The organism is uncultured Streptococcus sp., assembly GCF_963518475.1.
GTDB lineage: Bacteria > Bacillota > Bacilli > Lactobacillales > Streptococcaceae > Streptococcus.
Genome location: NZ_CAUQJA010000006.1, coordinates 1 through 24,627, shown reverse-complemented (window position 1 = coordinate 24,627; position 24,627 = coordinate 1). Strand labels below are relative to the sequence as shown.

Genomic DNA, 24,627 nt, shown 5'->3' with positions numbered 1-24,627 from the left:
AAATCAATGAAAAAAGCAATGTTAATTATCAACCCTACCTCTGGTGGGGAGAAGGCTCTGGATTATAAAGAAAAGCTGGAGAATAAAGCAAAAGAATATTTTGAGCAAGTGGAAACCAAAATTACAGAAAAAGCGCTGGATGCAACACATTTTGCTGAAGAAGCTTCTCGTGAGCAGTACGATGCAGTGGTTGTTTTTGGTGGAGATGGGACTGTCAATGAAGTCATTTCGGGTATTGCTGAGAGAGACTACATTCCTAAGTTAGGGATTATCCCTGGTGGTACTGGTAATCTCATTACGAAACTTTTGGAAATCAATCAAGACATCGATGGCGCAATTGATGAACTGGATTTTGATTTAACCAATAAGATTGATATCGGAAAAGCGAATGACAATTATTTTGGTTATATTTTTAGTATCGGTTCTCTACCTGAAGCGATTCACAATGTTGAAATCGAGGATAAGACAAAATTCGGTATTTTAGCCTATGCTGTAAATACCATGAAGTCTGTCATGACGGATCAGGTATTTAACATTAAGGTTGAGACAGAAAATGGAAATTATGTTGGTGAAGCTAGTCATGTTTTGGTTCTCTTGACAAATTACTTCGCTGATAAGAAAATCTTTGAAGAAAACAAAGACGGCTATGCCAACATTTTGATTCTAAAAGATGCTTCTATATTCTCTAAATTATCCGTCATTCCTGATTTACTAAAAGGAGATGTTGTCGGCAATGATAATATTGAGTATATCAGAGCGCGTAATATTAAAATCTCTTCAGATAGTGAGTTGGAGTCAGACGTTGATGGCGATAAATCGGATAACCTACCTGTAGAAATAAAAGTTCTAGCTCAGCGAGTTGAAGTATTTTCAAAACCGAAAGAGTAGAAGGTAAAAATTAGTTTATTATTCACAACGAAATTAAGTTCTATATCAACGATTGGAGGAGGAATGAATTCTCTATTTGATGAATTTCGAACAATTTGTTCTCATTTAAACCAAGTCGGAATCACTCCGACGCTCATGGGGTCTTTGGGGTTTGAATACCGATCAAATGAAGAATGGGGGCCGTCTGACATTGACATTCATGTGCCTGGTGACCCTAGAGGTTGGGAAGCACCCGATCATCTCAGAATTTATGAGTGGGACAAGATAATGAAAGTGATGAAACACTTAGGCTACGCCTTAATAGATATTCATGAGCATGAATTCAAAAAAGATGGTCTGAGTGTTGAGTTCGGAAGTATCGATTCTTTACCTGATTTTGCAGGAGTTTCGGAATCGGATATAGAGCTGATTCATCTCGAAAACATCACTTTTCGCGTTCCAAGTTTGGAACAGTTTTTAAGTATTTACAAGGCTTCTTCCCAAGATTCCTATCGAAATGAGCACAATAACAATAAGGATTTTAAAAAAATTGAGTGGCTGGAAAGATATTTGTAAATCATCATTTGGAAAGTAGCAAGTTGTAAGACTGGCTGCTTTTTTATTTATAGAACCAAACCACTAGAATCTACGGACAAGCCTTGAAAATAAAATACGAAAGTAGTATACTAGAATCACAATTATGAAAACGTTTGCGTCGTAAATGCAACCAAGTAAATCAGGAGACAAATACAGTGGAATTAACAGCTATTTACCATAGACCTGAGTCGGAGTATGCCTATCTTTATAAGGATAAGAAACTTCATATTCGGATTCGAACTAAGAAAGGGGATATTGAAAGCATCAACTTGCATTATGGTGATCCTTTTATTTTTATGGAGGAGTTTTATCAAGATACAAAGAAAATGGCCAAGATAACTTCTGATGCCATCTTTGATTATTGGCAGGTTGAAGTGTCCGTTGACTTTGCACGTATCCAGTATCTCTTTGAACTCCAGGATATAGAAGGTCAAAGTATTTTGTATGGCGATAAAGGTTGTGTGGAAAATTCTCTAGAAAATCTTCATGCCATTGGAAACGGATTTAAGTTGCCTTATCTTCATGAGATTGATGCCTGCCAGGTTCCTGATTGGGTTTCAAATACGGTATGGTATCAGATATTTCCTGAGAGATTTGCCAATGGAAATGCTCTATTAAATCCAGAAGGGACTTTAGACTGGGATTCATCTATCACACCTCGAAGTGATGATTTCTTTGGTGGTGATTTACAGGGGATTATTGACCATCTAGATTACTTGCAAGACTTGGGCATTACTGGGCTTTATCTTTGTCCTATCTTTGAATCTACGAGCAATCACAAGTACAATACGACAGATTACTTAGAAATTGACCGTCATTTTGGAGACAAGGAGACCTTTCGGGAGCTGGTGGAGCAAGCTCATCAGCGTGGCATGAAAATCATGCTAGATGCGGTATTTAACCATATTGGTTCGCAATCGCCTCAATGGCAAGATGTTGTCGAACATGGTGAGCGATCTGCTTATAAAGATTGGTTCCATATCCAACAATTCCCAGTGACGACTGATAAGCTTGCTAATAAGAGAGACTTACCCTATCATGCTTTTGGTTTCGAGGACTATATGCCTAAGCTAAATACAGCCAATCCAGAGGTCAAGGAGTATCTTTTAAAGGTTGCGACTTATTGGATTGAAGAGTTTGATATTGATGCTTGGCGTTTGGATGTGGCTAATGAGATTGACCATCAGTTCTGGAGGGATTTTCGCAAGGCAGTTTTAGCTAAAAAGCCTGATCTTTATATCCTAGGGGAAGTCTGGCATACGTCTCAGCCTTGGCTAAATGGCGATGAGTTCCATGCAGTCATGAATTATCCTTTATCTGATAGTATCAAGGACTATTTCTTACGAGGTGTTAAGAAGACAGACCAATTCATCGATGAAATCAATGGCCAGTCTATGTATTACAAGAAGCAGATTTCAGAAGTTATGTTTAATCTCTTGGATTCGCATGATACAGAACGAATCTTGTGGACGGCCAATGAGGATGTTCAACTGGTCAAATCAGCTCTAGCCTTTCTCTTTTTACAAAAAGGAACACCCTGCATTTATTACGGAACCGAGCTTTCCTTGACTGGCGGTCCAGACCCAGATTGTCGTCGTTGTATGCCTTGGGAACGAGTATCAAGTGATAATGACATGCTGAACTTTATGAAGAGACTGATTAAGATTCGCAAACATGCATCAGCAACCATTCAGCATGGCAAGTATAGCCTCCAAGAAATCAAACCAGATGTAGTAGCTTTGGAATGGAAATACGATGGCCAAATCCTCAAAGCAATATTCAACCAATCAACAGAAGATTATCTTTTAGAGAAAGAAGCAGTATCACTAGCAAACAATTGCCAAGAATTGGAAAATCAGCTTGTGATCTCTCCAAAAGGATTTGTGATTTTCATTAAAGAGCAATTAATAGTGACAGGAAAATTGTAGTATAGAGAGCTTTTTACAAACAGACTATTTGTCGTCTTGCTACAATTGGTATATAATTTAACATAGAGAAAATAGGAGGACTAATCGAATGGAATTAAAAGATTTTACAGAAAAAGAACAGGAAATGATTAAGAAGGGGCTTACGACGTCTAAAATTAGTGACAAGGAAACTGCTAAAAAAATTCTTGCACTTGTCCCACAAGACTTGATTAAGCGAATCCCATTTTTCGTCAGAAAACATGCTACGACACGTACTGTAAAACGCATTTCAATTGAACACCCTGAACTATACGCTGCAGCTCAAACAAGTGGTGAAATCCCAGAAAAAGAACGTGAAGAATTACGTCAGATTATCACGACTATCTTTGAACAAAAGATGAATAAGCATAGTATTAAGTAGAGAATGAAAAAATATTTTATTGGCGGTTTGGGAAGCAATGTCTATCATAGCAAGGATTTTTTTCAAGAACTAAATTCGCAGATTTATTTTCTAAATCCATATGAAAAGCATCTTCGAGATGAAACAGAATTGAAATCATGGTTTCAAAATGAGATTGTAGAGGAAGAATCTATATGTCTGATAGGTCATTCTCTTGGAGGAGATTTGGCGCGTTATCTTGCATCGGAATTTTATGAAGTGACAAAACTGATTCTTTTGGATGGTGGCTATCTAGATTTAGATAAGATTTTACCTTTAGATACAGAGTTAGAGGAAACTAAAAACTATATTGAATCTCAAGTCGTTTCGGACTTAAATCTTCTTATTTCTAAAGAAAAATCCGAAGCAAAGCATTGGACAGAAAATATGGAGAAAGCCGTAAGACAGTCCTATCACTGGAATTCTGACTATAATAGATATGAGTTATCTATAAATTATGAAAATATAGAAGCGATACTCAGCCTACGGAGGAAAATACAAGCTTTTAAAAGAGAAGTGGGAGATACCTTGTTTATCAGTCCTTGCTATTCTAATGAAGCTACATGGAGAGAGGAAGCCTTAAAAGAATTGCCAGATTATTTTGATACTATTTTTCTAGAAAACGTTAGCCATGAAGTTTATACTGAAGCACCCAAAGAAATCGCTAGTATGATTAATGAGTGGCTCGCTTATTCTCAATGAGCTACTTGTATTGCTTGAAAAAAGCATGTTTTTACCAATGCTAATAAACGAACTGCTTTATTCGTTTTGGTGAAATTTATACAATTAAATGGTTATCGTTTTTTTGTTACTATTAAATAAGCACAAGATTCGTTAAGATACATTAAAAAGAACTAGTGGACTAGTTCTTTTTATATCCGCTTTCACATTATACAACCTATACAAATCTATATAAAATATTATTTTTCCGAACAAAAATAGATATTTTTTCAAAAAAGTACTTTACAGAGTGTTGGAAGTATGATATAGTAATAAAGCTTAGAAAATGAGATGATGTTTTCTAGCAAATATAAACCCGAGTAAAAAATGCCTACGGACAGGCAGGGTTGAATGCCGAAGCGTGGTTGAAAAACCACATTATTGATAGGGTTAAAAGCCTACTTTTATAAGTTGATGTTAGGACGTTTGTCCTAATTCATAAATTTTTAGTGTGGTGAAAGCACACGTCATCTTGTGAAACGATCAATAAAGTACGTAATATTTGCTACTAGAGAGTTAGGAAACATCGGGAACAGACATACTCAACAGAAACAAACATAAAAACGTCAGAAGATTGCAGAGCAGGTGAAAACCTGCTCTTTTTTCATGAGTCAACCTTTAGTTCCTTAGTTTTCATAAGGTCCTAAAAATATGGAAAGGAGTATGTCTTGAAAGAGTTAGATCAAAACCAAGCCCCAATTTATGAGGCCTTGGTGAAGTTACGCAAGAAACGGATTGTTCCCTTTGATGTTCCAGGTCACAAGCGTGGACGAGGAAATCCAGAACTTGTCGAACTCTTAGGAGAAAAATGTGTAGGTATTGATGTCAATTCGATGAAACCCTTGGATAATTTAGGCCACCCCATTTCGATTATTCGGGATGCAGAGGAGCTGGCAGCTGATGCTTTTGGAGCTAGCCATGCCTTTCTCATGATTGGAGGAACAACTTCATCGGTGCAGACTATGATTCTCGCAACCTGCAAGGCAGGAGATAAGATTATTCTGCCACGAAATGTCCACAAATCTGCTATCAATGCGCTGGTTCTATGTGGTGCCATTCCCATCTATATCGAGATGAGTGTAGATCCTAAGATTGGTATCGCTTTAGGTCTTGAAAATGACCGAGTAGCCCAGGCCATAAAGGACCATCCAGATGCCAAGGCCATTTTGATTAACAATCCTACTTACTACGGGATCTGTTCAGATCTAAAGGGGTTGACAGAAATGGCTCATGAAGCTGGCATGATGGTTTTAGTAGATGAGGCCCACGGAGCGCATTTGCATTTTACTGATAAATTGCCGATATCTGCTATGGATGCAGGTGCTGATATGGCAGCAGTTTCCATGCATAAGTCTGGTGGGAGTTTGACCCAAAGTTCGCTTCTTTTAATCGGGGAGCAGATGAATCCTGAATACGTACGTCAGATTATCAATCTTACCCAGTCAACATCTGCCTCTTACTTGTTGATGGCTAGTCTGGATATTTCGCGTCGCAACTTGGCTCTTCGAGGTAAAGAGTCTTTTGAAAAGGTCATTGAGCTATCCGAGTATGCTCGTCGTGAAATCAATGCTATCGGTGGCTACTATGCCTATTCAAAAGAGTTAATAGACGGAGTGTCCGTTTGCGATTTTGACGTGACCAAGTTGTCAGTTTACACTCAGGGGATTGGCTTAACAGGGATTGAAGTTTATGATCTCTTACGAGACGAATACGACATTCAGATTGAGTTTGGTGATATTGGCAATATCTTGGCCTATATTTCCATCGGCGACCGCATCCAAGACATCGAGCGCTTGGTTGGTGCTCTGGCTGATATCAAGAGACTCTATTCACGAGATGGGAAGGACTTGATAGCAGGAGGATATATTCAGCCCGAGTTGGTGTTATCTCCTCAGGAAGCCTTCTATTCAGAGAGAAAAAGTTTGTCTTTAGATGAATCTGTTGGACAGGTCTGTGGGGAATTTGTCATGTGCTATCCTCCAGGGATTCCTATCTTGGCTCCTGGTGAACGCATTACTCGTGAAATTGTAGACTATATCCAATTTGCCAAGGAACGTGGTTGCTCCCTCCAAGGGACGGAAGATCCTGAGGTCAATCATATCAACGTCATTAAGAGAAAGGAGAACTAGATGGATTTATGGTTTTCTGAAGTTCATACTCCAGATGTGAAATTGTCCCTGAGAACAGCCAAGCAACTCTACGCTGGTAAAAGTGAATGGCAGGATATCGAGGTATTGGATACGCCAGCTTTTGGAAAGATTTTGATTTTAAATGGGCATGTTTTGTTTTCAGATGCGGATGATTTTGTCTACAATGAAATGACCGTCCACGTTCCCATGGCTGTGCATCCCAATCCAAAGAAAGTCTTGGTTATTGGGGGTGGTGACGGTGGTGTTGCTCAAGTATTAACCCTCTATCCTGAACTGGAGCAAATCGATATCGTGGAACCAGATGAGATGTTGGTTGAGGTCTGTCGTGAGTATTTCCCAGACTTTGCTGCAGGGTTAGATGATCCACGTGTTACCATTTACTACCAAAATGGGCTACGCTTTTTGCGAAATTGCGAAAATGACTATGATATTATCATCAACGACGCGACAGACCCATTTGGACATACGGAAGGGCTCTTTACCAAGGAATTTTACGGAAATAGTTATCGTGCTCTGAAAGAAGATGGCATCATGATTTATCAGCATGGGAGTCCCTTCTTTGACGAGGATGAGTCAGCTTGCCGAAGCATGCATCGCAAGGTCAATCAAGCCTTTCCAATCAGTCGGGTCTATCAGGCCCATATTCCAACTAGCCCAGCTGGCTATTGGTTGTTTGGATTTGCATCGAAAAAATACCATCCTGTCAAAGATTTTGACAAGGAAGGCTGGAAAAAACGCCAGCTTTTCACAGAATACTACACTGCAAACTTACACGTGGGGGCCTTTATGTTGCCCAAGTATGTTGAGGACATTTTAGAAGAAGAGGAAGGAAAAAAATGAGTCGTTTACTAGTTATTGGATGTGGGGGCGTTGCCCAAGTTGCTATTTCAAAGATTTGTCAAGATAGCGAAACGTTTAAAGAAATTATGATTGCCAGCCGTACCAAGTCAAAATGCGATGACTTGAAAACTAAGCTAGAAGGCAAAACAAGTACAAAAATTGAGACTGCTGCTCTTGATGCTGATAATGTTGAAGAAGTCATTGCCCTGATTGAAAGCTACAAACCAGAAGCTGTTTTGAACGTAGCTTTACCATATCAAGATTTAACCATTATGGACGCTTGTTTGGCAACAGGTGTTCACTATATCGATACAGCCAACTACGAAGCAGAAGACACAGAAGACCCTGAATGGCGTGCTATCTACGAAAAACGTTGTAAGGAACTTGGTTTTACTGCTTACTTTGACTACTCATGGCAATGGGATTATCAGGAGAAATTCAAAGAAGCTGGCTTGACAGCTCTGCTTGGTTCTGGTTTTGACCCAGGTGTGACTAGTGTCTTTTCAGCCTATGCCCTCAAACACTATTTTGATGAAATCCACTATATCGACATTTTAGACTGTAATGGTGGTGACCACGGTTATCCGTTTGCAACAAACTTTAACCCAGAAATCAATCTACGCGAGGTTTCTGCGCCAGGTTCTTACTGGGAAGATGGAAAATGGGTCGAAGTCGAAGCCATGTCTATCAAGCGCGAGTACGATTTCCCTCAAGTTGGACAAAAAGACATGTATCTCCTTCACCACGAAGAAATCGAATCATTGGCCAAGAATATTCCTGGAGTAAAACGCATTCGCTTCTTTATGACCTTTGGTCAATCTTACTTAACGCACATGAAATGTCTTGAAAATGTTGGACTCCTTCGTACAGATGCGATTAACTTTAACGGACAAGAAATCGTTCCGATTCAATTCTTAAAAGCTTTGCTTCCTGATCCTGCAAGCCTTGGCCCACGTACTGTTGGTAAAACCAATATCGGCTGTATCTTTACAGGTGTCAAAGACGGTGTTAAAAAGACAATCTACATCTACAATGTCTGCGACCATCAGGAATGTTACGCAGAAGTTGGTTCACAAGCCATTTCTTACACAACAGGTGTTCCAGCCATGATTGGAACAAAATTGGTTATGAACGGTACTTGGAAACAAGCTGGAGTCTATAATCTTGAAGAATTGGATCCAGATCCATTTATGGAAGCTTTGAATGAGTATGGTTTGCCATGGGTTGTGGTTGAAAATCCACAAATGGTGGACTAATGAAGTTAGAACAAGTACCAACACCAGCTTACGTCATTGACTTGGCCAAGTTAGAAGCCAATTGCCGTATCCTACAATATGTTCAAGAAGAATCTGGTTGCAAGGTTTTGCTTGCCCAAAAGGCTTATTCCCTCTATAAAACATATCCCTTGATTAGCCAGTATCTATCAGGTACGACAGCCAGTGGACTCTATGAAGCTAAGCTAGCTAGGGAAGAATTTCCAGGAGAAGTCCATGTATTTGCGCCTGCTTTCAAGGATGCAGACTTGGAGGAATTGCTGGAGATAACGGACCATATCGTATTTAACTCAGAGAGACAGTTGCGTAAACATGGGATCCGTTGTCGGGATGCTGGTGTAAGCGTGGGTTTGCGCCTCAACCCTCAGTGTTCAACTCAAGGAGATCACGCTCTCTATGATCCTTGTGCACCTGGCTCCCGTTTTGGAGTCACTCTAGACAAGATTCCGAGTGATTTGCTGGAATTGGTAGACGGTCTTCATTTTCACACCCTTTGCGAGCAGGGGGCAGATGATTTAGAGACAACTTTGAAAGCTGTAGAAGAACAGTTTGGACCTTATTTACATGAGGTTAAATGGCTCAATATGGGTGGTGGCCACCATATTACAAGAGAAGACTACGATATTAATTTGCTGATTTCCGAGATTAAAAGAATTCGAGATACTTACAATCTTGAAGTCTATATCGAGCCGGGTGAAGCTATTGCGCTCAATGCGGGTTATCTAGCAACTGAAGTATTGGATATTGTCGAAAACGGTATGGAAATCTTGGTTTTAGACGCCTCTGCGACCTGCCATATGCCCGATGTACTTGAGATGCCCTATCGTCCACCTTTGAGAAATGGATTTGAGGCGCTGGAAAAAGCCCATACTTATAGGCTTTCTTCCAATACCTGTCTGACGGGCGATGTGATTGGTAATTATAGCTTTGAAAATCCAGTCCAAATCGGAGACAGACTTTATTTCGAAGACATGGCTATTTATTCTTTTGTCAAAAATAATACCTTTAACGGTATTGGCTTGCCAAGTCTCTATCTCATGGACGAGCAAGGTGACTGCAGCTTAGTCAAAGCCTTCGGCTATCAAGACTTTAAAGGGAGATTATCATGATGGACAGTCCAAAAAAATTAGGCTATCGTATGCCTGCAGAGTATGAAGCCCATCATGGCACCCTCATGATCTGGCCGACTCGACCAGGTTCATGGCCCTTTCAAGGCAAGGCTGCAAAAACAGCTTTTAGCCAGATTATCAAAACCATATCAGAAGGGGAGAGAGTTTATCTTTTGGTGGAGCAGGACTATATATCTGAAGCCCAATCCTATCTCGGAGACAAGGTCGTTTATCTAGACATTCCCACCAATGATGCCTGGGCCCGTGATACAGGTCCGACCATTCTCGTCAATGATAAAAGAGAAAAGTTGGCAGTCGATTGGGCTTTTAATGCCTGGGGTGGCACCTATGACGGTCTTTATCAAGATTATGAAGATGATGACCAAGTAGCCAGTCGTTTTGCTGAGGTCTTGGAAATGCCTGTCTATGATGCCAAGCCTTTTGTACTGGAAGGAGGCGCAATCCATAGCGATGGTCAAGGAACCATTCTTGTGACTGAAAGTTGTCTTCTGAGTCCTGGGCGTAATCCTCATCTCAGTAAAGAGGAAATCGAAAACACCTTATTAGAGTGCCTTGGTGCTGAAAAAGTTATCTGGCTTCCTTATGGTATTTATCAGGATGAAACCAATGAACACGTTGACAATGTTGCTGCTTTTGTTGGTCCTGCAGAGCTTGTCTTAGCTTGGACAGATGATCAAAATGATCCGCAATATGTCATGTCTGCAGCCGACCTTGCTCTTTTAGAGAAGGAAACAGATGCAAAAGGGCGTCCCTTCACCATTCATAAGCTTCCAATACCAACTAATCTTCAAGTAGTTACTAAAGAAGATTTGCCAGGCTACATCTATGAAGAAGGGGAAGAGGAGCGCTATGCGGGTGAACGTCTTGCGGCTTCCTATGTCAATTTCTATATTGCAAACAAGTCTGTCTTGGTTCCCCAGTTTGAGGATGTAAACGACCAAGTGGCCCTAGATATCCTCAGTAAGTGTTTCCCAGATCGTAAAGTTGTCGGAATACCAGCCAGAGCTATTCTATTAGGTGGTGGCAATATCCACTGTATCACCCAACAAATCCCAGAATAGGAGAAAAAGATGAGAAATGTAAAAGTTGCAGCCATTCAGATGCAATGCGACAAGGATGTGGCAACAAATATTCAAACAGCAGAGCGTTTAGTACGTCAGGCTGCAGAACAAGGCGCACAAATTATTCTCTTGCCCGAGTTGTTTGAACGTCCCTATTTCTGTCAGGAACGCCAGTATGACTACTACCAGCATGCCCAGTCGGTGACAGAAAATACAGCTATTCAGCATTTTAAGGTGATTGCTAAGGAACTAAATGTCGTTTTACCAATCAGTTTCTATGAAAAAGATGGCAATGTCTTATATAACTCTATTGCTGTCATTGATGCTGATGGAGAAGTACTGGGCGTTTATCGGAAAACCCACATACCAGATGATCATTATTATCAAGAAAAATTTTATTTCACACCTGGCAACACAGGTTTCAAGGTTTGGGATACTCGTTACGCCAAGATTGGTATCGGTATCTGTTGGGATCAATGGTTCCCTGAAACAGCCCGTTGTCTTGCGTTAAATGGGGCAGAATTGCTCTTTTATCCAACAGCCATCGGTTCAGAGCCGATTTTGGATACAGATAGTTGTGGCCATTGGCAGCGTACCATGCAAGGACACGCAGCAGCGAATATTGTTCCAGTTATTGCAGCCAATCGTTATGGCTTGGAAGAAGTCACTCCTAGTGAGGAAAATGGTGGACAAAGTTCCAGTCTTGACTTCTACGGTTCTTCCTTTATGACGGATGAAACAGGGGCTATTCTAGAGCAAGCTGAAAGACAAGCTGAAGCTGTTCTGTTAGCTACTTATGACCTAGACAAGGGAGCAAGCGAGCGCCTAAACTGGGGCTTGTTTCGAGATAGAAGACCCGAAATGTATCAACGTATTACGGACTAGTAGGAGAGAAATGAGAGATTCATTCTGCTAGACTAACTTCTTATTAGCAACTATAAGATACTAGGTCATATAGCAAGTGGATTTTATATTTTAACCCTTAAAGGCTTTCTCGCGCTTTTATGCGAGGAGCTTTTCTGTTTAAGCTTTATCAATAAAACATGCTATAATAGTTGCAGAAAGGTTGGTATTTATGGCTAGGATATTGGTTATTGAAGACAATAGTGACATTCAAGAGATTTTACGAACACTTCTTACTGAGGAGCATGAGGTGGTTCAAGCCTTTTCTGGTACAGAAGGAATCATGCTTTTTGACCAAGGTGGGATTGACCTCGTTTTGCTAGATATCATGCTTCCTGGGAAAAATGGGGATCAGGTTTTAAAAGCCATCAGGGAACAAAGTCAAATTCCAGTCATTATGCTAACGGCTTTGAGCGATAAGAAGTTAATCAGTCAATACCTCTTAGACGGTGCCAATGATTACATAGTCAAACCTTTTGATTTGGACGAAGTCTTTGCCAGAGTTACTGTTCAATTACGCCAAAGTGCAGAAAAACAGCCTATGGAAATAGGAAAAACTGAAAATCTGCCACAAAACTTGAAAAATATCCAGTTTGATGCAGAAAGTTTTGAAATCAAAAATAGTCAGGAAACGATTCGCCTTGCCAAGAAAGAATGCTTGATTCTCCAAACTCTCCTCAAATATCCAAAGAAAATTTTCACCAAGGAAGAACTTTATGAATTGGTCTGGGAGGATAGCTACCTACCTGGAGATAATACCCTCAATACGCATTTGAGTAATCTTCGTAAAAAATTAAACCAGCTTGACCCAAATCAAGAATATATTGAAACCATCTGGGGCGTTGGGGTAAGATTAAAAGGAGACAAGCAATGACCTACATGATAATTTTTGTCCTACTAGTACTCCTAATTATTTTATCGATTGCATTGATTCGCTACCATCTAGCACTTAAAAACTTGAGTCAACAGATTGAAGACAAGATTCTCACAGGTAGTATGAAAAGAGTCGGAGTCAGCATTTTTTCCAAACATTTTTTACATCTCTACCAGCAAATTGAAAATCTATTTCAAGAAGTGGAACAATCTCGGTTAGTTATGAAAAGGGAAAAGCAGACTCTGGATATGGCCATCAGCAATATCGCCCATGATATTCGGACGCCTTTGACTATCGCTTCAGGCTACACCCAACAATTGATAAAAACTCCTGAAAACAAAGCAGAAACCTTACAAAAAATCGCCCAGCATCTTGATTTAGTTTCCAAACGTTTGGAGGCTCTCCTAGAATACCGTCGTTTGATGGAAGGAGCTGTCAAACCGAAACTGGAAGAAGTGGACCTTTCAGCTTTTATCACCAAAAAGACTCTGGCTTATTATGATGTTTTTCAGGCGGCAAAGATCACGCTTGATTTTAAGGTTGAAGCTGGTTTAAAAATGATGACTGATGAAGACTTACTGGATCGAATTTTACAAAATTTGCTTGGGAATGTCCTCAAACATGGCAAGGAAGAAGCGCGTCTATCTTTGCGAAAGGAAAAGGAACAGCTTGTCTTAGAAATTGCAAACCTTGTTAAACAGCCCATCAAAAGAATAGAAAATCTCAGCAACCGTTTTTATTCTGAAAATCTATCAGATACGGAAGAATCCTCTGGTTTAGGCCTTTATATCACTGAGGAATTATGTCATCTTCTCGGTGCAGAGATGAAACTAAGCACAGATGAGCAATGGTTGTCGGTTTTCATTTACTTTTAACGAAAAGAAACCTCCTCTGTAGGTTTGAGGAGGTCATTTTTTATAGACTTTTCTTTTTGAAAACTGCCAGTCCACTTAGATTAAAGATTACAATAACAGCTAAGGTAACTATAAGGGTATAGAAAATGGATTCACTATTAGCAGTCATAGCATAGGAAAAATGCAAGGACAAATATGGTAAAAAATTGATATTTGGAAAAATGATCATTGGCATAGAAAGGATGATAGAGCTAATCAGATAACCAATAAATACTGCAAGATAAGAATGAGTCAGGTAGAGAATAAAGGAAATAATGGAAAGCCAAGCGAGTAGGCATAGAAATTGAAGGAAAATCATTAAGAGGAGATTGGCAATAAAACCATCAGGCATCGTACCAAGTCCGTTCAGTAGAGTTGAGGGAACAAAAGCAATCACAAGGCTGGCGATGAGTTGTAAGAGAGCGATACTTGCTAGAACAAAGGATTTAGCGAAGAAAAATTCTGTACGAGAAACGCCAACTGTCAAACTATTTTTATAAAGCTTGCCGATTAGATCGACCCCAAGAACTAAACATGTTAGAATAATGCAGAGAAAAACAAGGTTTGAATCATTGCTAGACGCATTGATAAGAGCTTGAATACCGTCCCAACCATGGGTTGAAATTTCTGGTTCTTCTGTCTGGATTGCCATCAGATGGCCTGTAGCCCCGATAGTGGCACCCATTAGCAAGAGGACAAAGAGAATGAATTCTGTAATCCAGAATCCTTTGGAGCGGAAAAGACGGTAAAAGTCTGCTTGAATGGTATGTATCATGATTTTCCTCCTATTGGACCAATTGAGTGAAGTATTCTTCTAGGTTTTGACGGGCATAGTAAATCTCGTCAATGTCAACATCTGCCAAGGTTAATTCCTTAAGAATCTGTTTGACATCTTGTTCATTTCCAAAGATATGGATTTCATTTTCAGGGTTCACTACCTTAAACTGGAGTTGGATTTGTTCTTTCAATACTTGACAAGCTTTCTCTTTATCAGATGTCTTAAGAACAATATAATCCTCACTTAGTGTTTCAAATTCAGCTTTGCTGATTTCGCGGATAATCTTGCCTTGATCTAAAATACCAAAACGATTAGCTAGGAGATAGAGTTCTGACAAGATATGGCTAGAGATGAGAATGGTTATTCCTTTCTCTTGATTGAGCCGTTGAATCATTAGACGAAACTCTTTGATACCTATTGGGTCGAGACCGTTGATAGGTTCATCTAATATCAGGAAGTCTGGTTTAGATAGAAGGGCAATGGCGATACCAAGTCTTTGTTTCATTCCTAGCGAGAAATCACGAAAGACTTTTTTACCTGTATCTGGCAAACCTACATAGTCCAGCGTTTCTCGAATGACTATATCAGCATTTGGAATATGACGAATCATACAGTAATATTTCAAATTTTGGTAGGCTGTTAAGTGATTATGAGCTACAGGCGATTCGATCACTGAACCTACTCGAGATAGAGCCTTGGTCCACTCATTTTCCGAATGGCTAGAAAAGAGGGAAACAGTTCCCTTATCCGCAAATAGTAGTTGCGTAATGATTTTTATCAAGGTGGTTTTCCCAGCTCCGTTCTTCCCGATAAGTCCATAAATATCTCCCTCTCTTATCGTTAGATGAAGATCCTGAAGGATAGCTTGTTTGTCAAAGTTTTTGGACAATCCATGAATGTCGAGTACTGTTTTCATGATTCTCTCCTTTTAATTTATTTTGATAACTTTAGTATAAAGTATAGAAATCAAAGAAAGCTCAAGGATTTCTAAAGAGTTTCTAAAGTTTTAGGAATTCTTAAATATCAAAACCCAGTTGACATGAACTGGGCTTCTTAATTATAAAATATATTTCTCAATGGCACGCGCGACACCGTCTTCTTCGTTGCTTGCTGTAACGGCATCCGCAAGAGATTTGACATAATCGCTGGCATTTCCCATTGCAACACCAAGCCCTGCAAATTGGAGCATTTCGATATCGTTATTGGCATCACCCATAGCCATGATTTCTGAGGAATCAATCTTCAAAATCTCTGCTAGTCGAGAAAGAGCGGTAGCCTTTGTCGTTCCAAGTGGCATGGCTTCATAAATGACAGGCTGTGAACGAACTCCACTAAATCGTTGACAAAGCTCCTCAGCAAAACGCTGCTCAAAATCGTCTGTTTGGCTCTCTGTCCCCAAAAACATCCCTTGGAACATACGGTACTTACCACTGGTAGCTTCCTCAAGGGAAATTTCAGTCAGGTCTGAGAAGACTAGCTCGGCATCATTTTGAATGATTTCATTAGGCTTACCACCGAGGACAAAATAATGCTCCTCATCAAAAAGAGTCAACTGAACATCACTTTTTTCAGCAAGCTCGTAGAGATATTCAATGTCAGCTGGGCTGAGTTCTTGCCAGTCAACTAGCTCCCAATCACTGGTCTGGTGAGTTGAACAACCGTTGTTAACAATGACATATTCGTTCTGGAGGTCTAACCCCAGTTTTTTGTAGTAGGGGAGGACACCGAAAAGCGGGCGACCTGTACAGAGAACAAGTTTGACACCTTTTTCAATAGCTTGGTGAATAGCAGTAATATGAGCTTGTGGGATTTCCTTGGCTTCATTGAGGAGAGTTCCGTCCATATCCAAGGCTAGTAGTTTAATCATAAGACTTCCTTCTTTATCTTTTGGTATTATTATAGCATATTTTAGAGGAAAGGAGGAGGAATCTTCGGGCTAATCATGGTATAATAAAAGGTAATGAAAAATTCCAACGAGGCAGAGATGAAATTACTTTATACTGATATTCGGACTTCTTTGACTGAAATTCTAACCAGAGAGGCAGAAGAGCTAGTTGCTGCTGGCAAGCGGGTCTTCTACATAGCTCCCAACTCTCTTTCTTTTGAAAAGGAACGTGCCGTGCTGGAATGCTTGTCCCAGCAGGCTTCTTTTGCGATTACCGTCACGCGCTTTGCGCAGATGGCTCGTTATCTGGTCTTGAATGGTTTGCCTGCTAAAACCAGTCTAGATGACATTGGACTTGGGATGGTCTTTTATAAATGCCTTGTCGAACTTGATCCTAAGGATTTACGTGTTTATGGAGCTATCAAGCAGGATCCTCAATTTATCCAGCAGTTGATTGAGCTTTACCACGAGATGACCAAGGCTCAGATGAGTTTTTTGGACTTGGAGAGTTTGACGGATGAGGACAAGAGGGCCGATTTACTCTTGATTTTTGAGAAGGTAACGGCTTATCTCAATCAGGGGCAGTTGGCTCAGGGAAGTCAGTTGTCCCATTTGATTGAAGCTATTGAGAATGACAAGGTAAGTAGTGATTTTACTCAAATCGCCTTGGTTATTGATGGATTTACCCGTTTTTCTGCTGAGGAAGAGCGAATTGTGGACCTACTTCATGGCAAGGGTGTTGAGATTATCATTGGGGCTTATGCGAGCAAGAAAGCCTATATCAGCCCTTTTAGCGAGGGCAATCTCTACCAAGCCAGTGTGGAGTTTCTCCATCATTTAGCCACTAAATACCAAACGCCTGCGCAAGACCTTTCTCAAATTCATGAGAAAATGGATAGTTTTGACAAGGCCTCTCGTTTGCTGGAGTCTTCTTATGACTTTTCAGAACTCGCTTTGGATGTCGATGAGAAGGACCGTGAAAACCTGCAAATCTGGTCTTGTTTGACACAAAAGGAAGAGTTGGAGTTGGTAGCGCGTAGTATTCGTCAGAAATTACATGAGAACTCAGACCTGAGTTACAAGCATTTTCGCATTCTATTGGGGGATGTAGCTTCTTACCAATTATCTCTAAAAACGATTTTTGACCAGTATCAGATTCCTTTCTATCTTGGTAGAAGTGAATCCATGGCTCACCACCCTTTGACGCAGTTTGTTGAGTCTATTTTGGCTTTAAAACGCTATCGTTTCCGTCAAGAAGATTTGATTAATCTCCTCAGAACAGGTTTGTATACCGACCTTAGTCAAGCTGATATTGATGCTTTTGAGCAATATATCCGCTATCTTGGTATCAATGGCTTGCCAGCCTTTCAGCAAACCTTTACCAAATCCCACCATGGAAAATTTAATCTGGAACGTTTAAATGCTCTTCGTCTGAGAATTTTAGAGCCTCTTGAAACTCTCTTTGCCAGTCGAAAACAGAAGACTGAAAATCTCTTGCAAAAGTGGAATTCTTTTCTAAAAGAAGGAGCTGTGACCAAGCAGTTACAAGATTTGACAGCCACTATGGAAGCTGTAGAACAGGAAAGACAAGCCGAAGTTTGGAAGGCTTTCTGTCATGTTTTAGAACAATTTGCGACCGTTTTTGCTGGTTCACAAGTTAATCTAGAGGACTTTCTAGCCTTGCTCCATTCTGGAATGAGTTTGTCCCAATACCGTACCATTCCAGCAACAGTGGACACTGTTCTGGTGCAGAGTTACGATTTGATTGCGCCCTTAACGGCTGACTTTGTCTATGCTATTGGTTTGACTCAGGACAATTTACCAAAAATCGCGCAAAATACCAGTCTTTTAACCGATGAAGAAAGACAAAGCTTAAACCAAGCAACCGAAGAAGGCGTTCAATTGCTGATTGCCAGCAGTGAAAATCTCAAGAAAAATCGCTATACTATGCTTTCCTTGGTCAATTCTGCTCGTAAGCAGTTGGTCTTGTCGGCTCCAAGCCTTTTTAATGAAAGTGAAAGTAAGGAGTCAGCCTATCTTCAAGAGCTAGTCCATTTTGGATTTAGCAGGAAAGAGAAGAAGATAAATCACAAAGGGCTGTCTAAGGAGGATATGGGGTCATATCACAGTCTTTTGTCTATTCTGGTTGCCTATCACCAGCAGGGCGAGATGAGTGAGACTGAGCAAGATTTGACATTTATTAAGGTTCTGGCGCGTGTGATGGGTAAAAAACTAGACCAGCAAGGTTTGGAAAATCCAGCCCTCCCAACCAGTCCAAGCAGTAAGCAGTTGGCTAAGGAGACCTTACAGGCTCTCTATCCTGCTGATCAGGAGTTTTACCTGTCTACATCTGGTTTGACGGAGTTTTACCGGAACCAATACAGTTATTTCCTCCGCTACGTGTTAGGCTTGCAGGAGGAATTGCGTCTGCGTCCAGATGCTCGTAGTCATGGGAATTTCTTACACCGCATTTTTGAACGCGCCTTGCAGTTGCCTGACGAAGATTCCTTTGACAAACGTCTAGAACAAGCTATCCACGAAACCAGTCAGGAACGGGAATTTGAAGCTATATATCAAGAAAGCTTGGAAGCCCAGTTTACCAAGGAAGTTCTGCTTGATGTGGCACGGACGACTGGCCATATTCTCCGACACAATCCAGTCATCGAAACCATCAAAGAGGAAGCGAATTTTGGCGGCAAAGAACAAGCCTTTATTCAATTGGACAAGGGTCGCAGTGTCTTTGTACGAGGTAAGGTTGACCGGATTGACCGTTTGAAAGCTGATGGATCGATAGGAGTAGTAGACTACAAGTCGAGTCTTACCCAGTTTCAGTTTCCTCATTTCTTTAATGGACTCAACTCCCAACTGCCAACTTATCTAGCTGCCTTAAAAAAAGAAGGGGAGCAGAACTTTTTCGGTGCTATGTACTTGGAAATGGCTGAGCCTGTCCAATCTCTGATGGCCGTTAAAAGTCTGGCAGGTGCAGTAGTAGAAGCCAGCAAGTCTATGAAATACCAAGGACTCTTTTTAGAAAAAGAAAGCAGTCATTTGGGCGAATTTTACAACAAAAACAAGGCTAATCAGCTGACAGATGAGGAATTCCAGCTCCTACTGGACTACAATGCCCATCTTTACAAGAAAGCAGCTGAGAAAATTTTAGAAGGTCAGTTCGCCATTAACCCTTATACTGAAAATGGCAGAAGTATTGCACCGTATGTTCAGCAACATCAAGCCATCACAGGATTTGAAGCCAATTACCACTTGGGCCAAGCCCGTTTTCTAGAAAAGTTGGACTTGGCTGATGGCAAGCGTCTAGTCGGAGAAAAACTCAAGCAAGCTTGGTTTGAAAAAATAAGAGAGGAGTTGAATCGATGAAGCATATTCCCTTTTTAACTGAGGAGGAGATTCAAAAACTGCAAGAAGCAGAAGCGTATTCGAGCAAGGAACAAAAGAAAACTGCCGAGCAAATCGAAGCTATCTACACTTCTGGCCAGAATATCCTGGTTTCAGCATCGGCTGGTTCTGGGAAGACTTTTGTCATGGCAGAGCGCATTCTGGACCAATTAGCGCGTGGAGTGGAAATCAGTCAACTCTTTATCTCAACCTTTACCGTTAAGGCTGCGACTGAACTTAAGGAACGTTTAGAGAAAAAAATCAGCCAACAAATCCAAGAAACGGATGATGTCGAGCTCAAACAACACTTGGGCCGCCAGTTGGCAGACCTACCCAACGCTGCCATCGGAACCATGGACTCTTTCACACAAAAATTCCTTGGTAAACATGGCTATCTGATTGATATTGCACCTAATTTCCGTATTTTACAAAACCAAAGCGAGCAACTCCTTCTAAAAAATGAAGTCTTTCATGAGGTCTTTGAAGCCCATTACCAAGGCAAACAGAAAGAAAAGTTTAGTCATTTGCTGAAAAACTTTGCTGGACGTGGCAAGGATGAACGTGGTCTGCGCCAGCAAGTCTATAAAATCTATGACTTCCTCCAATCCACCAGCAACCCTCAAAAGTGGCTGAGTGAATCTTTCTTAAAAGGCTTTGAAAAAGCTGATTTTACCAGTGAAAAAGAAAAACTGATTGAGCAAATCAAACAAGCCCTTTGGGACTTGGAAAGTTTTTTCCGTTATCATCTGGATAATGATGCCAAGGAGTTTCCAAAGGCTGCTTATCTAGAAAACGTTCAGTTAATTCTGGATGAAGTTGGCTCCTTAAATCAGGAGTCCGATAGTCAGGCTTATCAAGCAGTGCTTGCGCGTGTTGTCGCAATTTCTAAAGAGAAAAACGGCCGAGCTCTGACCAATGCAAGTCGTAAGGCTGATTTGAAGCCACTGGCTGATGCCTACAACGAAGAAAGAAAGTCTCAGTTTGCTAAACTAGGACAATTATCAGACCAGATAACCATTCTCGACTATCAAGAACGTTATCATGGAGACACCTGGGAACTAGCTAAAACTTTCCAAACTTTCATGAGTGATTTTGTGGAGGCTTATCGTCAGCGTAAACGTCAGGAAAATGCCTTTGAATTCGCTGATATCAGCCATTACACTATTGAGATTTTAGAGAATTTTACTCAAGTCCGTGAGGCTTATCAGGAACGTTTCCACGAAGTCATGGTCGATGAGTATCAGGATACCAACCACATTCAAGAACGGATGTTGGAATTGCTGTCTAATGGCCACAATCGCTTTATGGTGGGAGATATCAAGCAGTCCATCTATCGTTTCCGTCAGGCAGATCCGCAGATTTTCAATGAAAAATTCCAACGCTATGCACAGAATCCTAAAGAGGGCAAGCTGATTCTCCTCAAGGAAAATTTCCGTAGTAGTTCAGAAGTGCTGTCAGCAACCAATGATGTTTTTGCACGCCTCATGGACCAAGAGGTCGGAGAAATCAACTATGACAGCATGCACCAGCTTGTCTTTGCCAATAGCAAACTAACTCCTAATCCAGACAACAAGGCAGAATTTCTCCTCTACGACAAGGACGACACAGGTGAGGAAGAAGAGAGCCAAGCAGATACTAAACTCACAGGTGAAATGCGCTTAGTCATCAAAGAGATTCTGAACCTCCATCAGGAAAAAGGCGTTGCTTTTAAAGAAATTGCCCTTTTGACTTCCAGTCGCAGTCGTAATGACCAGATTCTTCTCGCCTTATCTGAGTATGGAATCCCTGTCAAAACCGACGGTGAGCAGAACAATTATCTCCAATCTCTAGAAGTACAAGTCATGCTGGACACCCTGCGTGTCATTCATAATCCCCTGCAAGACTATGCCCTAGTCGCTCTCATGAAGTCTCCTATGTTTAGCTTTGACGAGGACGAGTTAGCACGTTTGTCCCTCCAGAAAGCAGAAGATAAAATCCAAGAAAATCTCTATGAAAAACTGGTCAATGCTCAAAAACAGCCAACAAGCCAGAAAGAGTTAATTCACTCAACACTAGCTGAAAAACTAAATCAATTCATAGATATCTTGGCTTCTTGGCGCTCGTATGCCAAAACGCACTCCCTCTATGACTTGATTTGGAGGATTTACAACGACCGTTTTTACTATGACTATGTTGGAGCTTTGCCAAATGGCCCTGCTAGACAAGCCAATCTCTATGCCCTAGCTCTGCGTGCTGATCAATTTGAAAAGAGCAATTTCAAGGGCTTGTCTCGTTTTATTCGTATGATTGACCAAGTCTTGGAAGCCCAGCACGATCTTGCAAGCGTGGCAGTCGCACCGCCCAAGGATGCTGTAGAACTCATGACCATTCACAAGAGTAAAGGACTGGAGTTTCCTTACGTCTTTATTCTCAATATGGATCAAGACTTCAATAAGCAAGACAGCATGTCAGAAGTCATTCTCAGCCGTAAAAATGGACTAGGTGTCAAATACATTGCCAAAATGGAGACAGGAGCAGTAGAAGCTCACTATCCTAAAACCATCAAACTCTCCATTCCTAGCCTAACTTATAGCCAGAATGAAGAGGAATTACGGCTAGCTAGCTATTCAGAGCAGATGCGTCTCCTTTATGTTGCCATGACGCGGGCTGAGAAAAAGCTCTATCTTGTCGGTAAGGGATCTCGTGAAAAGCTGGAAGCCAAGGAATACCCAGCAGCTAAAAATGGGAAACTAAATAGCAATACTAGGCTTCAAGCCAAGAATTTCCAAGATTGGCTTTGGGCTATCAGCAAAGTATTTTCTAAGGACAATCTCAACTTTAGTTATCGTTTTGTTGGCGAAGATCAGCTGACTAGAGAAGCCATCGGGGAGTTGAAAATCAAGAGTCCTCTCCAAGATAGCTCTCAAGCAGACATCCGCCAGTCTGAAACTATCAAAGAAGCTCTGGAAATGCTGAAAGAGGTGGAAGTTTATAATGCTCTTCACCGCGCAGCCATTGAGCTTCCTAGTGTTCAAACCCCAAGTCAAATCAAGAAATTCTACGAACCAGTTATGGATATGGAAGGTGTCGAGATTGCAGGTCAAGGTCAGTCAGTAGACAAGAAAATCAGCTTTGATTTGCCAGATTTTTCAACCAAAGAAAAGGTAACTGGAGCTGAAATCGGTAGTGCTACCCACGAACTCATGCAGAGAATTGACCTCACTCAGCAACCAACCCTTGCTAGCCTGACAGAAACTCTCAAACAAGTTCAAACCAGCCAAGCTGCCAGAGACAAGATTAATCTTTCGAAAATTCTTGCTTTCTTTGACACAGCGCTCGGTCAGGAAATTCTCGCTAATACCGACCATCTCTATCGAGAGCAACCTTTCTCCATGCTCAAACGAGACCAAAAGAGTCAGGAAGACTTCGTTGTCCGTGGTATCCTTGATGGCTATCTACTTTACGAAGATAAAATTGTTCTGTTCGACTATAAGACAGACCGCTATGATGAACCAAGTCAACTCATAGACCGCTATCGTGGTCAGTTAGCCCTATACGGAGAGGCTTTATCTCGAGCCTATTCGATTAAAAATATTGAGAAATACTTGATTTTACTCGGTAAAGAAGAGGTTCAAGTTGTAAAAGTCTAATCTAGAAAGGAGACCTCATGACACTTCCAGTTAGAAAATCCCTGCACGATGCGGTTTTACAGGCTTCAAAAGCTAATACTTGGGAACAAGCTACCAAGGAATGGAATGAAGTTTCCTTGATTTTTAACGGTATCGGCCGTAGCAATTGCGTCTGTGGGAATGCCATCAAATACGCCTACGAACTCTTTAACGGTGTCACAGGCCAACGCCTCTTTCCGATAGGGAGCGATTGTGTTCGTCATTTTCATCGATTGTCCCTTGACCAGCAATTGGAAGAGGAAGAAAAACTACTCAGAAAGGTTGAAAATCTAACCAGAAAAGCCCAGAAAAAGGAAAAAATAAAGGTCAATAAAAGTGACTTTGACGAGCGCCTTCTAAAATGGCTCTGGGAAAAAGGTGTTTTCAAGCCTAATCGTGGTAATCAATTCTCACCTGAGAGAGACTACCAGCTTTTCCTAGAAGTCTTTCAAGGTGGCAGTTGGACCAAGGCTGAGCCTAAGAAGAAGGCTCGTATGGAGGAAGTCCTTGAAAAGTGTATCAAACCCTTTTTACTTGGAAAACCAGATGATCAACTCTACCTTGTCAAGCTAGGCAAGGAGAAAATTGACTACGAACAAGAACTCCGTATCCAGGCAGAGAAAGAGCGCAAGAAGAGGGATAAAATCGCCAAGCAATATGCAGATAATCTGGTCCTAGCCATGGGCCCAGCAGAGCGTGCCTATCAAGATTACTTTGGCTTTACGGAGACCCTGACCCAAGAAGAACGAAAGTGGGAGAAAATACTTTTTGGTAAAAATCGAACAGAACGGGCTATCAAGGCCAAACAATACCAAAAAGAGTTGGAAAAAGACCAACGAATTGCTAGTCAGGATCCAATTGAAAGAAAGCAGAAGCAGACCTGGCTCCTCAATTCCTATTTTCGTGAGCTTCCTGAAGAAAAAGCCCGATTTTCTAGGCTCTTATTAGAATATCGAAAAAGTGGTGAAGTACCCTTTTCAACCGAATATTTGTCAGAATATCTCATCGACTTTTTCTATAAAATGAAAGCTTTTGAGTTTGAAATCGCACCAGAACAAGTCCGAGACTTTTTAAAAGAAAGCCTTCAAGCAGATCATCTCTCATCAGCACAAGAAAGCTGGATAGAAGGAATTCTCCTCAACTGCATCAAACCATTTTTAGAACGATTATTGATATAACTAACACCTACCGTGGAAATTCCATGGTAGGTGTTAGTTTTATGTGACTATTAGTCCGTCTCGCTCCGTTAGGTGCGAGACAAAACAACCA

Annotated in this window: 19 protein-coding genes and 1 pseudogene; 17 read left to right on the top strand and 3 right to left on the bottom strand. The window is 40.9% G+C overall.

Going from position 1 to position 24,627, the window contains the following annotated elements:
* Window positions 1-6 precede the first annotated feature (6 nt).
* The 14 genes and pseudogenes from RYK12_RS03485 to RYK12_RS03420 all read left to right on the top strand — a co-directional run bounded on the left by RYK12_RS03485 (window position 7) and on the right by RYK12_RS03420 (window position 13,637).
* Entirely contained in the window at window positions 7-888 is an 882-nt protein-coding gene (locus RYK12_RS03485; RefSeq protein ID WP_314846993.1) for a diacylglycerol kinase family lipid kinase, read from the top strand.
* Between the two features lie 63 nt (window positions 889-951).
* Window positions 952-1,443 (top strand): phosphoribosylanthranilate isomerase, encoded by a 492-nt coding sequence (locus RYK12_RS03480; RefSeq protein WP_314846991.1) that lies wholly within the window; start codon window positions 952-954, stop codon window positions 1,441-1,443.
* A gap of 176 nt (window positions 1,444-1,619) precedes the next feature.
* Complete coding sequence (locus tag RYK12_RS03475) at window positions 1,620-3,392, top strand: glycoside hydrolase family 13 protein (RefSeq protein WP_314846988.1); 1,773 nt, start codon at window positions 1,620-1,622, stop codon at window positions 3,390-3,392.
* Between the two features lie 88 nt (window positions 3,393-3,480).
* A complete protein-coding gene (locus RYK12_RS03470) occupies window positions 3,481-3,792 on the top strand; it encodes a hypothetical protein (RefSeq protein ID WP_285291805.1) in 312 nt (103 codons plus the stop codon).
* A 3-nt stretch (window positions 3,793-3,795) separates the two neighbouring features.
* Window positions 3,796-4,512, top strand: a complete 717-nt coding sequence (locus tag RYK12_RS03465) for an alpha/beta hydrolase (protein WP_261014512.1) — start codon at window positions 3,796-3,798, stop codon at window positions 4,510-4,512.
* 18 nt (window positions 4,513-4,530) lie between these two features.
* A pseudogene (locus tag RYK12_RS03460) lies at window positions 4,531-4,629 on the top strand (type II toxin-antitoxin system death-on-curing family toxin); the annotation flags it as partial.
* 569 nt (window positions 4,630-5,198) lie between these two features.
* Entirely contained in the window at window positions 5,199-6,659 is a 1,461-nt protein-coding gene (locus RYK12_RS03455; RefSeq protein WP_314846985.1) for an aminotransferase class I/II-fold pyridoxal phosphate-dependent enzyme, read from the top strand.
* Entirely contained in the window at window positions 6,660-7,520 is an 861-nt protein-coding gene (gene speE / locus RYK12_RS03450; RefSeq protein WP_000366726.1) for a polyamine aminopropyltransferase, read from the top strand.
* Window positions 7,517-8,776 carry a saccharopine dehydrogenase family protein gene (locus RYK12_RS03445; RefSeq protein ID WP_314846983.1) on the top strand — a complete coding sequence of 420 codons (1,260 nt, stop codon included), beginning with the start codon at window positions 7,517-7,519 and terminating at the stop codon, window positions 8,774-8,776. The genes speE and RYK12_RS03445 overlap by 4 nt, the downstream gene beginning before the upstream one ends.
* Window positions 8,776-9,903 carry a carboxynorspermidine decarboxylase gene (nspC, locus tag RYK12_RS03440; RefSeq protein ID WP_314846981.1) on the top strand — a complete coding sequence of 376 codons (1,128 nt, stop codon included), beginning with the start codon at window positions 8,776-8,778 and terminating at the stop codon, window positions 9,901-9,903. Before RYK12_RS03445 ends, nspC begins: the two co-directional genes overlap by 1 nt.
* Window positions 9,900-10,985 carry an agmatine deiminase gene (gene aguA, locus RYK12_RS03435; RefSeq protein WP_314846979.1) on the top strand — a complete coding sequence of 362 codons (1,086 nt, stop codon included), beginning with the start codon at window positions 9,900-9,902 and terminating at the stop codon, window positions 10,983-10,985. Before nspC ends, aguA begins: the two co-directional genes overlap by 4 nt.
* Before the next feature lie 9 nt (window positions 10,986-10,994).
* Window positions 10,995-11,870 (top strand): N-carbamoylputrescine amidase, encoded by an 876-nt coding sequence (aguB, locus tag RYK12_RS03430; RefSeq protein ID WP_314846978.1) that lies wholly within the window; start codon window positions 10,995-10,997, stop codon window positions 11,868-11,870.
* A gap of 190 nt (window positions 11,871-12,060) precedes the next feature.
* Window positions 12,061-12,762 carry a response regulator transcription factor gene (locus RYK12_RS03425; protein WP_314846977.1) on the top strand — a complete coding sequence of 234 codons (702 nt, stop codon included), beginning with the start codon at window positions 12,061-12,063 and terminating at the stop codon, window positions 12,760-12,762.
* The gene (locus RYK12_RS03420) at window positions 12,759-13,637 is read left to right on the top strand and encodes a HAMP domain-containing sensor histidine kinase (protein WP_314846975.1); all 879 of its coding nucleotides are present in this window, start codon (window positions 12,759-12,761) and stop codon (window positions 13,635-13,637) included. The genes RYK12_RS03425 and RYK12_RS03420 overlap by 4 nt, the downstream gene beginning before the upstream one ends.
* Before the next feature lie 40 nt (window positions 13,638-13,677).
* Here RYK12_RS03420 and RYK12_RS03415 read toward each other — a convergent pair whose 3' ends face one another.
* The 3 genes from RYK12_RS03415 to RYK12_RS03405 form a co-directional block, all read right to left on the bottom strand.
* On the bottom strand, window positions 13,678-14,430 hold the full coding sequence (locus tag RYK12_RS03415; RefSeq protein ID WP_314846973.1) for an ABC transporter permease: 753 nt from the start codon (window positions 14,428-14,430) through the stop codon (window positions 13,678-13,680).
* A gap of 10 nt (window positions 14,431-14,440) precedes the next feature.
* Window positions 14,441-15,349, bottom strand: coding sequence for an ATP-binding cassette domain-containing protein (locus RYK12_RS03410; RefSeq protein WP_314846971.1), 909 nt, complete (start codon window positions 15,347-15,349; stop codon window positions 14,441-14,443).
* A gap of 141 nt (window positions 15,350-15,490) precedes the next feature.
* Window positions 15,491-16,300: a Cof-type HAD-IIB family hydrolase gene (locus RYK12_RS03405; protein ID WP_229294931.1), complete on the bottom strand. Its 810-nt coding sequence runs from the start codon at window positions 16,298-16,300 to the stop codon at window positions 15,491-15,493.
* Between the two features lie 117 nt (window positions 16,301-16,417).
* Here RYK12_RS03405 and rexB point away from each other — a divergent pair, with 117 nt between their 5' ends.
* The 3 genes from rexB to RYK12_RS03390 are packed head-to-tail and all read left to right on the top strand — an operon-like array spanning window position 16,418 to window position 24,536.
* Complete coding sequence (gene rexB, locus RYK12_RS03400) at window positions 16,418-19,693, top strand: ATP-dependent nuclease subunit B (RefSeq protein ID WP_314846967.1); 3,276 nt, start codon at window positions 16,418-16,420, stop codon at window positions 19,691-19,693.
* Window positions 19,690-23,340: a helicase-exonuclease AddAB subunit AddA gene (gene addA, locus RYK12_RS03395; protein WP_314846965.1), complete on the top strand. Its 3,651-nt coding sequence runs from the start codon at window positions 19,690-19,692 to the stop codon at window positions 23,338-23,340. The genes rexB and addA overlap by 4 nt, the downstream gene beginning before the upstream one ends.
* Before the next feature lie 17 nt (window positions 23,341-23,357).
* Window positions 23,358-24,536, top strand: a complete 1,179-nt coding sequence (locus RYK12_RS03390) for a hypothetical protein (protein ID WP_314846962.1) — start codon at window positions 23,358-23,360, stop codon at window positions 24,534-24,536.
* The last annotated feature ends 91 nt before the right edge of the window (window positions 24,537-24,627 follow it).

Bases quoted from the DNA above. Each gene is read 5' to 3' on its own strand.
- RYK12_RS03480 (WP_314846991.1), top strand. From the start codon at position 952: ATGAATTCTCTATTTGATGAATTTCGAACAATTTGTTCTCATTTAAAC.
- RYK12_RS03410 (WP_314846971.1), bottom strand. From the start codon at position 15,349: ATGAAAACAGTACTCGACATTCATGGATTGTCCAAAAACTTTGACAAA.
- RYK12_RS03445 (WP_314846983.1), top strand. From the start codon at position 7,517: ATGAGTCGTTTACTAGTTATTGGATGTGGGGGCGTTGCCCAAGTTGCT.
- RYK12_RS03485 (WP_314846993.1), top strand. From the start codon at position 7: ATGAAAAAAGCAATGTTAATTATCAACCCTACCTCTGGTGGGGAGAAG.
- RYK12_RS03420 (WP_314846975.1), top strand. From the start codon at position 12,759: ATGACCTACATGATAATTTTTGTCCTACTAGTACTCCTAATTATTTTA.
- nspC (WP_314846981.1), top strand. From the start codon at position 8,776: ATGAAGTTAGAACAAGTACCAACACCAGCTTACGTCATTGACTTGGCC.
- addA (WP_314846965.1), top strand. From the start codon at position 19,690: ATGAAGCATATTCCCTTTTTAACTGAGGAGGAGATTCAAAAACTGCAA.
- RYK12_RS03470 (WP_285291805.1), top strand. From the start codon at position 3,481: ATGGAATTAAAAGATTTTACAGAAAAAGAACAGGAAATGATTAAGAAG.
- rexB (WP_314846967.1), top strand. From the start codon at position 16,418: ATGAAATTACTTTATACTGATATTCGGACTTCTTTGACTGAAATTCTA.
- aguB (WP_314846978.1), top strand. From the start codon at position 10,995: ATGAGAAATGTAAAAGTTGCAGCCATTCAGATGCAATGCGACAAGGAT.
- aguA (WP_314846979.1), top strand. From the start codon at position 9,900: ATGATGGACAGTCCAAAAAAATTAGGCTATCGTATGCCTGCAGAGTAT.
- RYK12_RS03415 (WP_314846973.1), bottom strand. From the start codon at position 14,430: ATGATACATACCATTCAAGCAGACTTTTACCGTCTTTTCCGCTCCAAA.
- RYK12_RS03405 (WP_229294931.1), bottom strand. From the start codon at position 16,300: ATGATTAAACTACTAGCCTTGGATATGGACGGAACTCTCCTCAATGAA.
- RYK12_RS03390 (WP_314846962.1), top strand. From the start codon at position 23,358: ATGACACTTCCAGTTAGAAAATCCCTGCACGATGCGGTTTTACAGGCT.
- RYK12_RS03465 (WP_261014512.1), top strand. From the start codon at position 3,796: ATGAAAAAATATTTTATTGGCGGTTTGGGAAGCAATGTCTATCATAGC.
- speE (WP_000366726.1), top strand. From the start codon at position 6,660: ATGGATTTATGGTTTTCTGAAGTTCATACTCCAGATGTGAAATTGTCC.
- RYK12_RS03425 (WP_314846977.1), top strand. From the start codon at position 12,061: ATGGCTAGGATATTGGTTATTGAAGACAATAGTGACATTCAAGAGATT.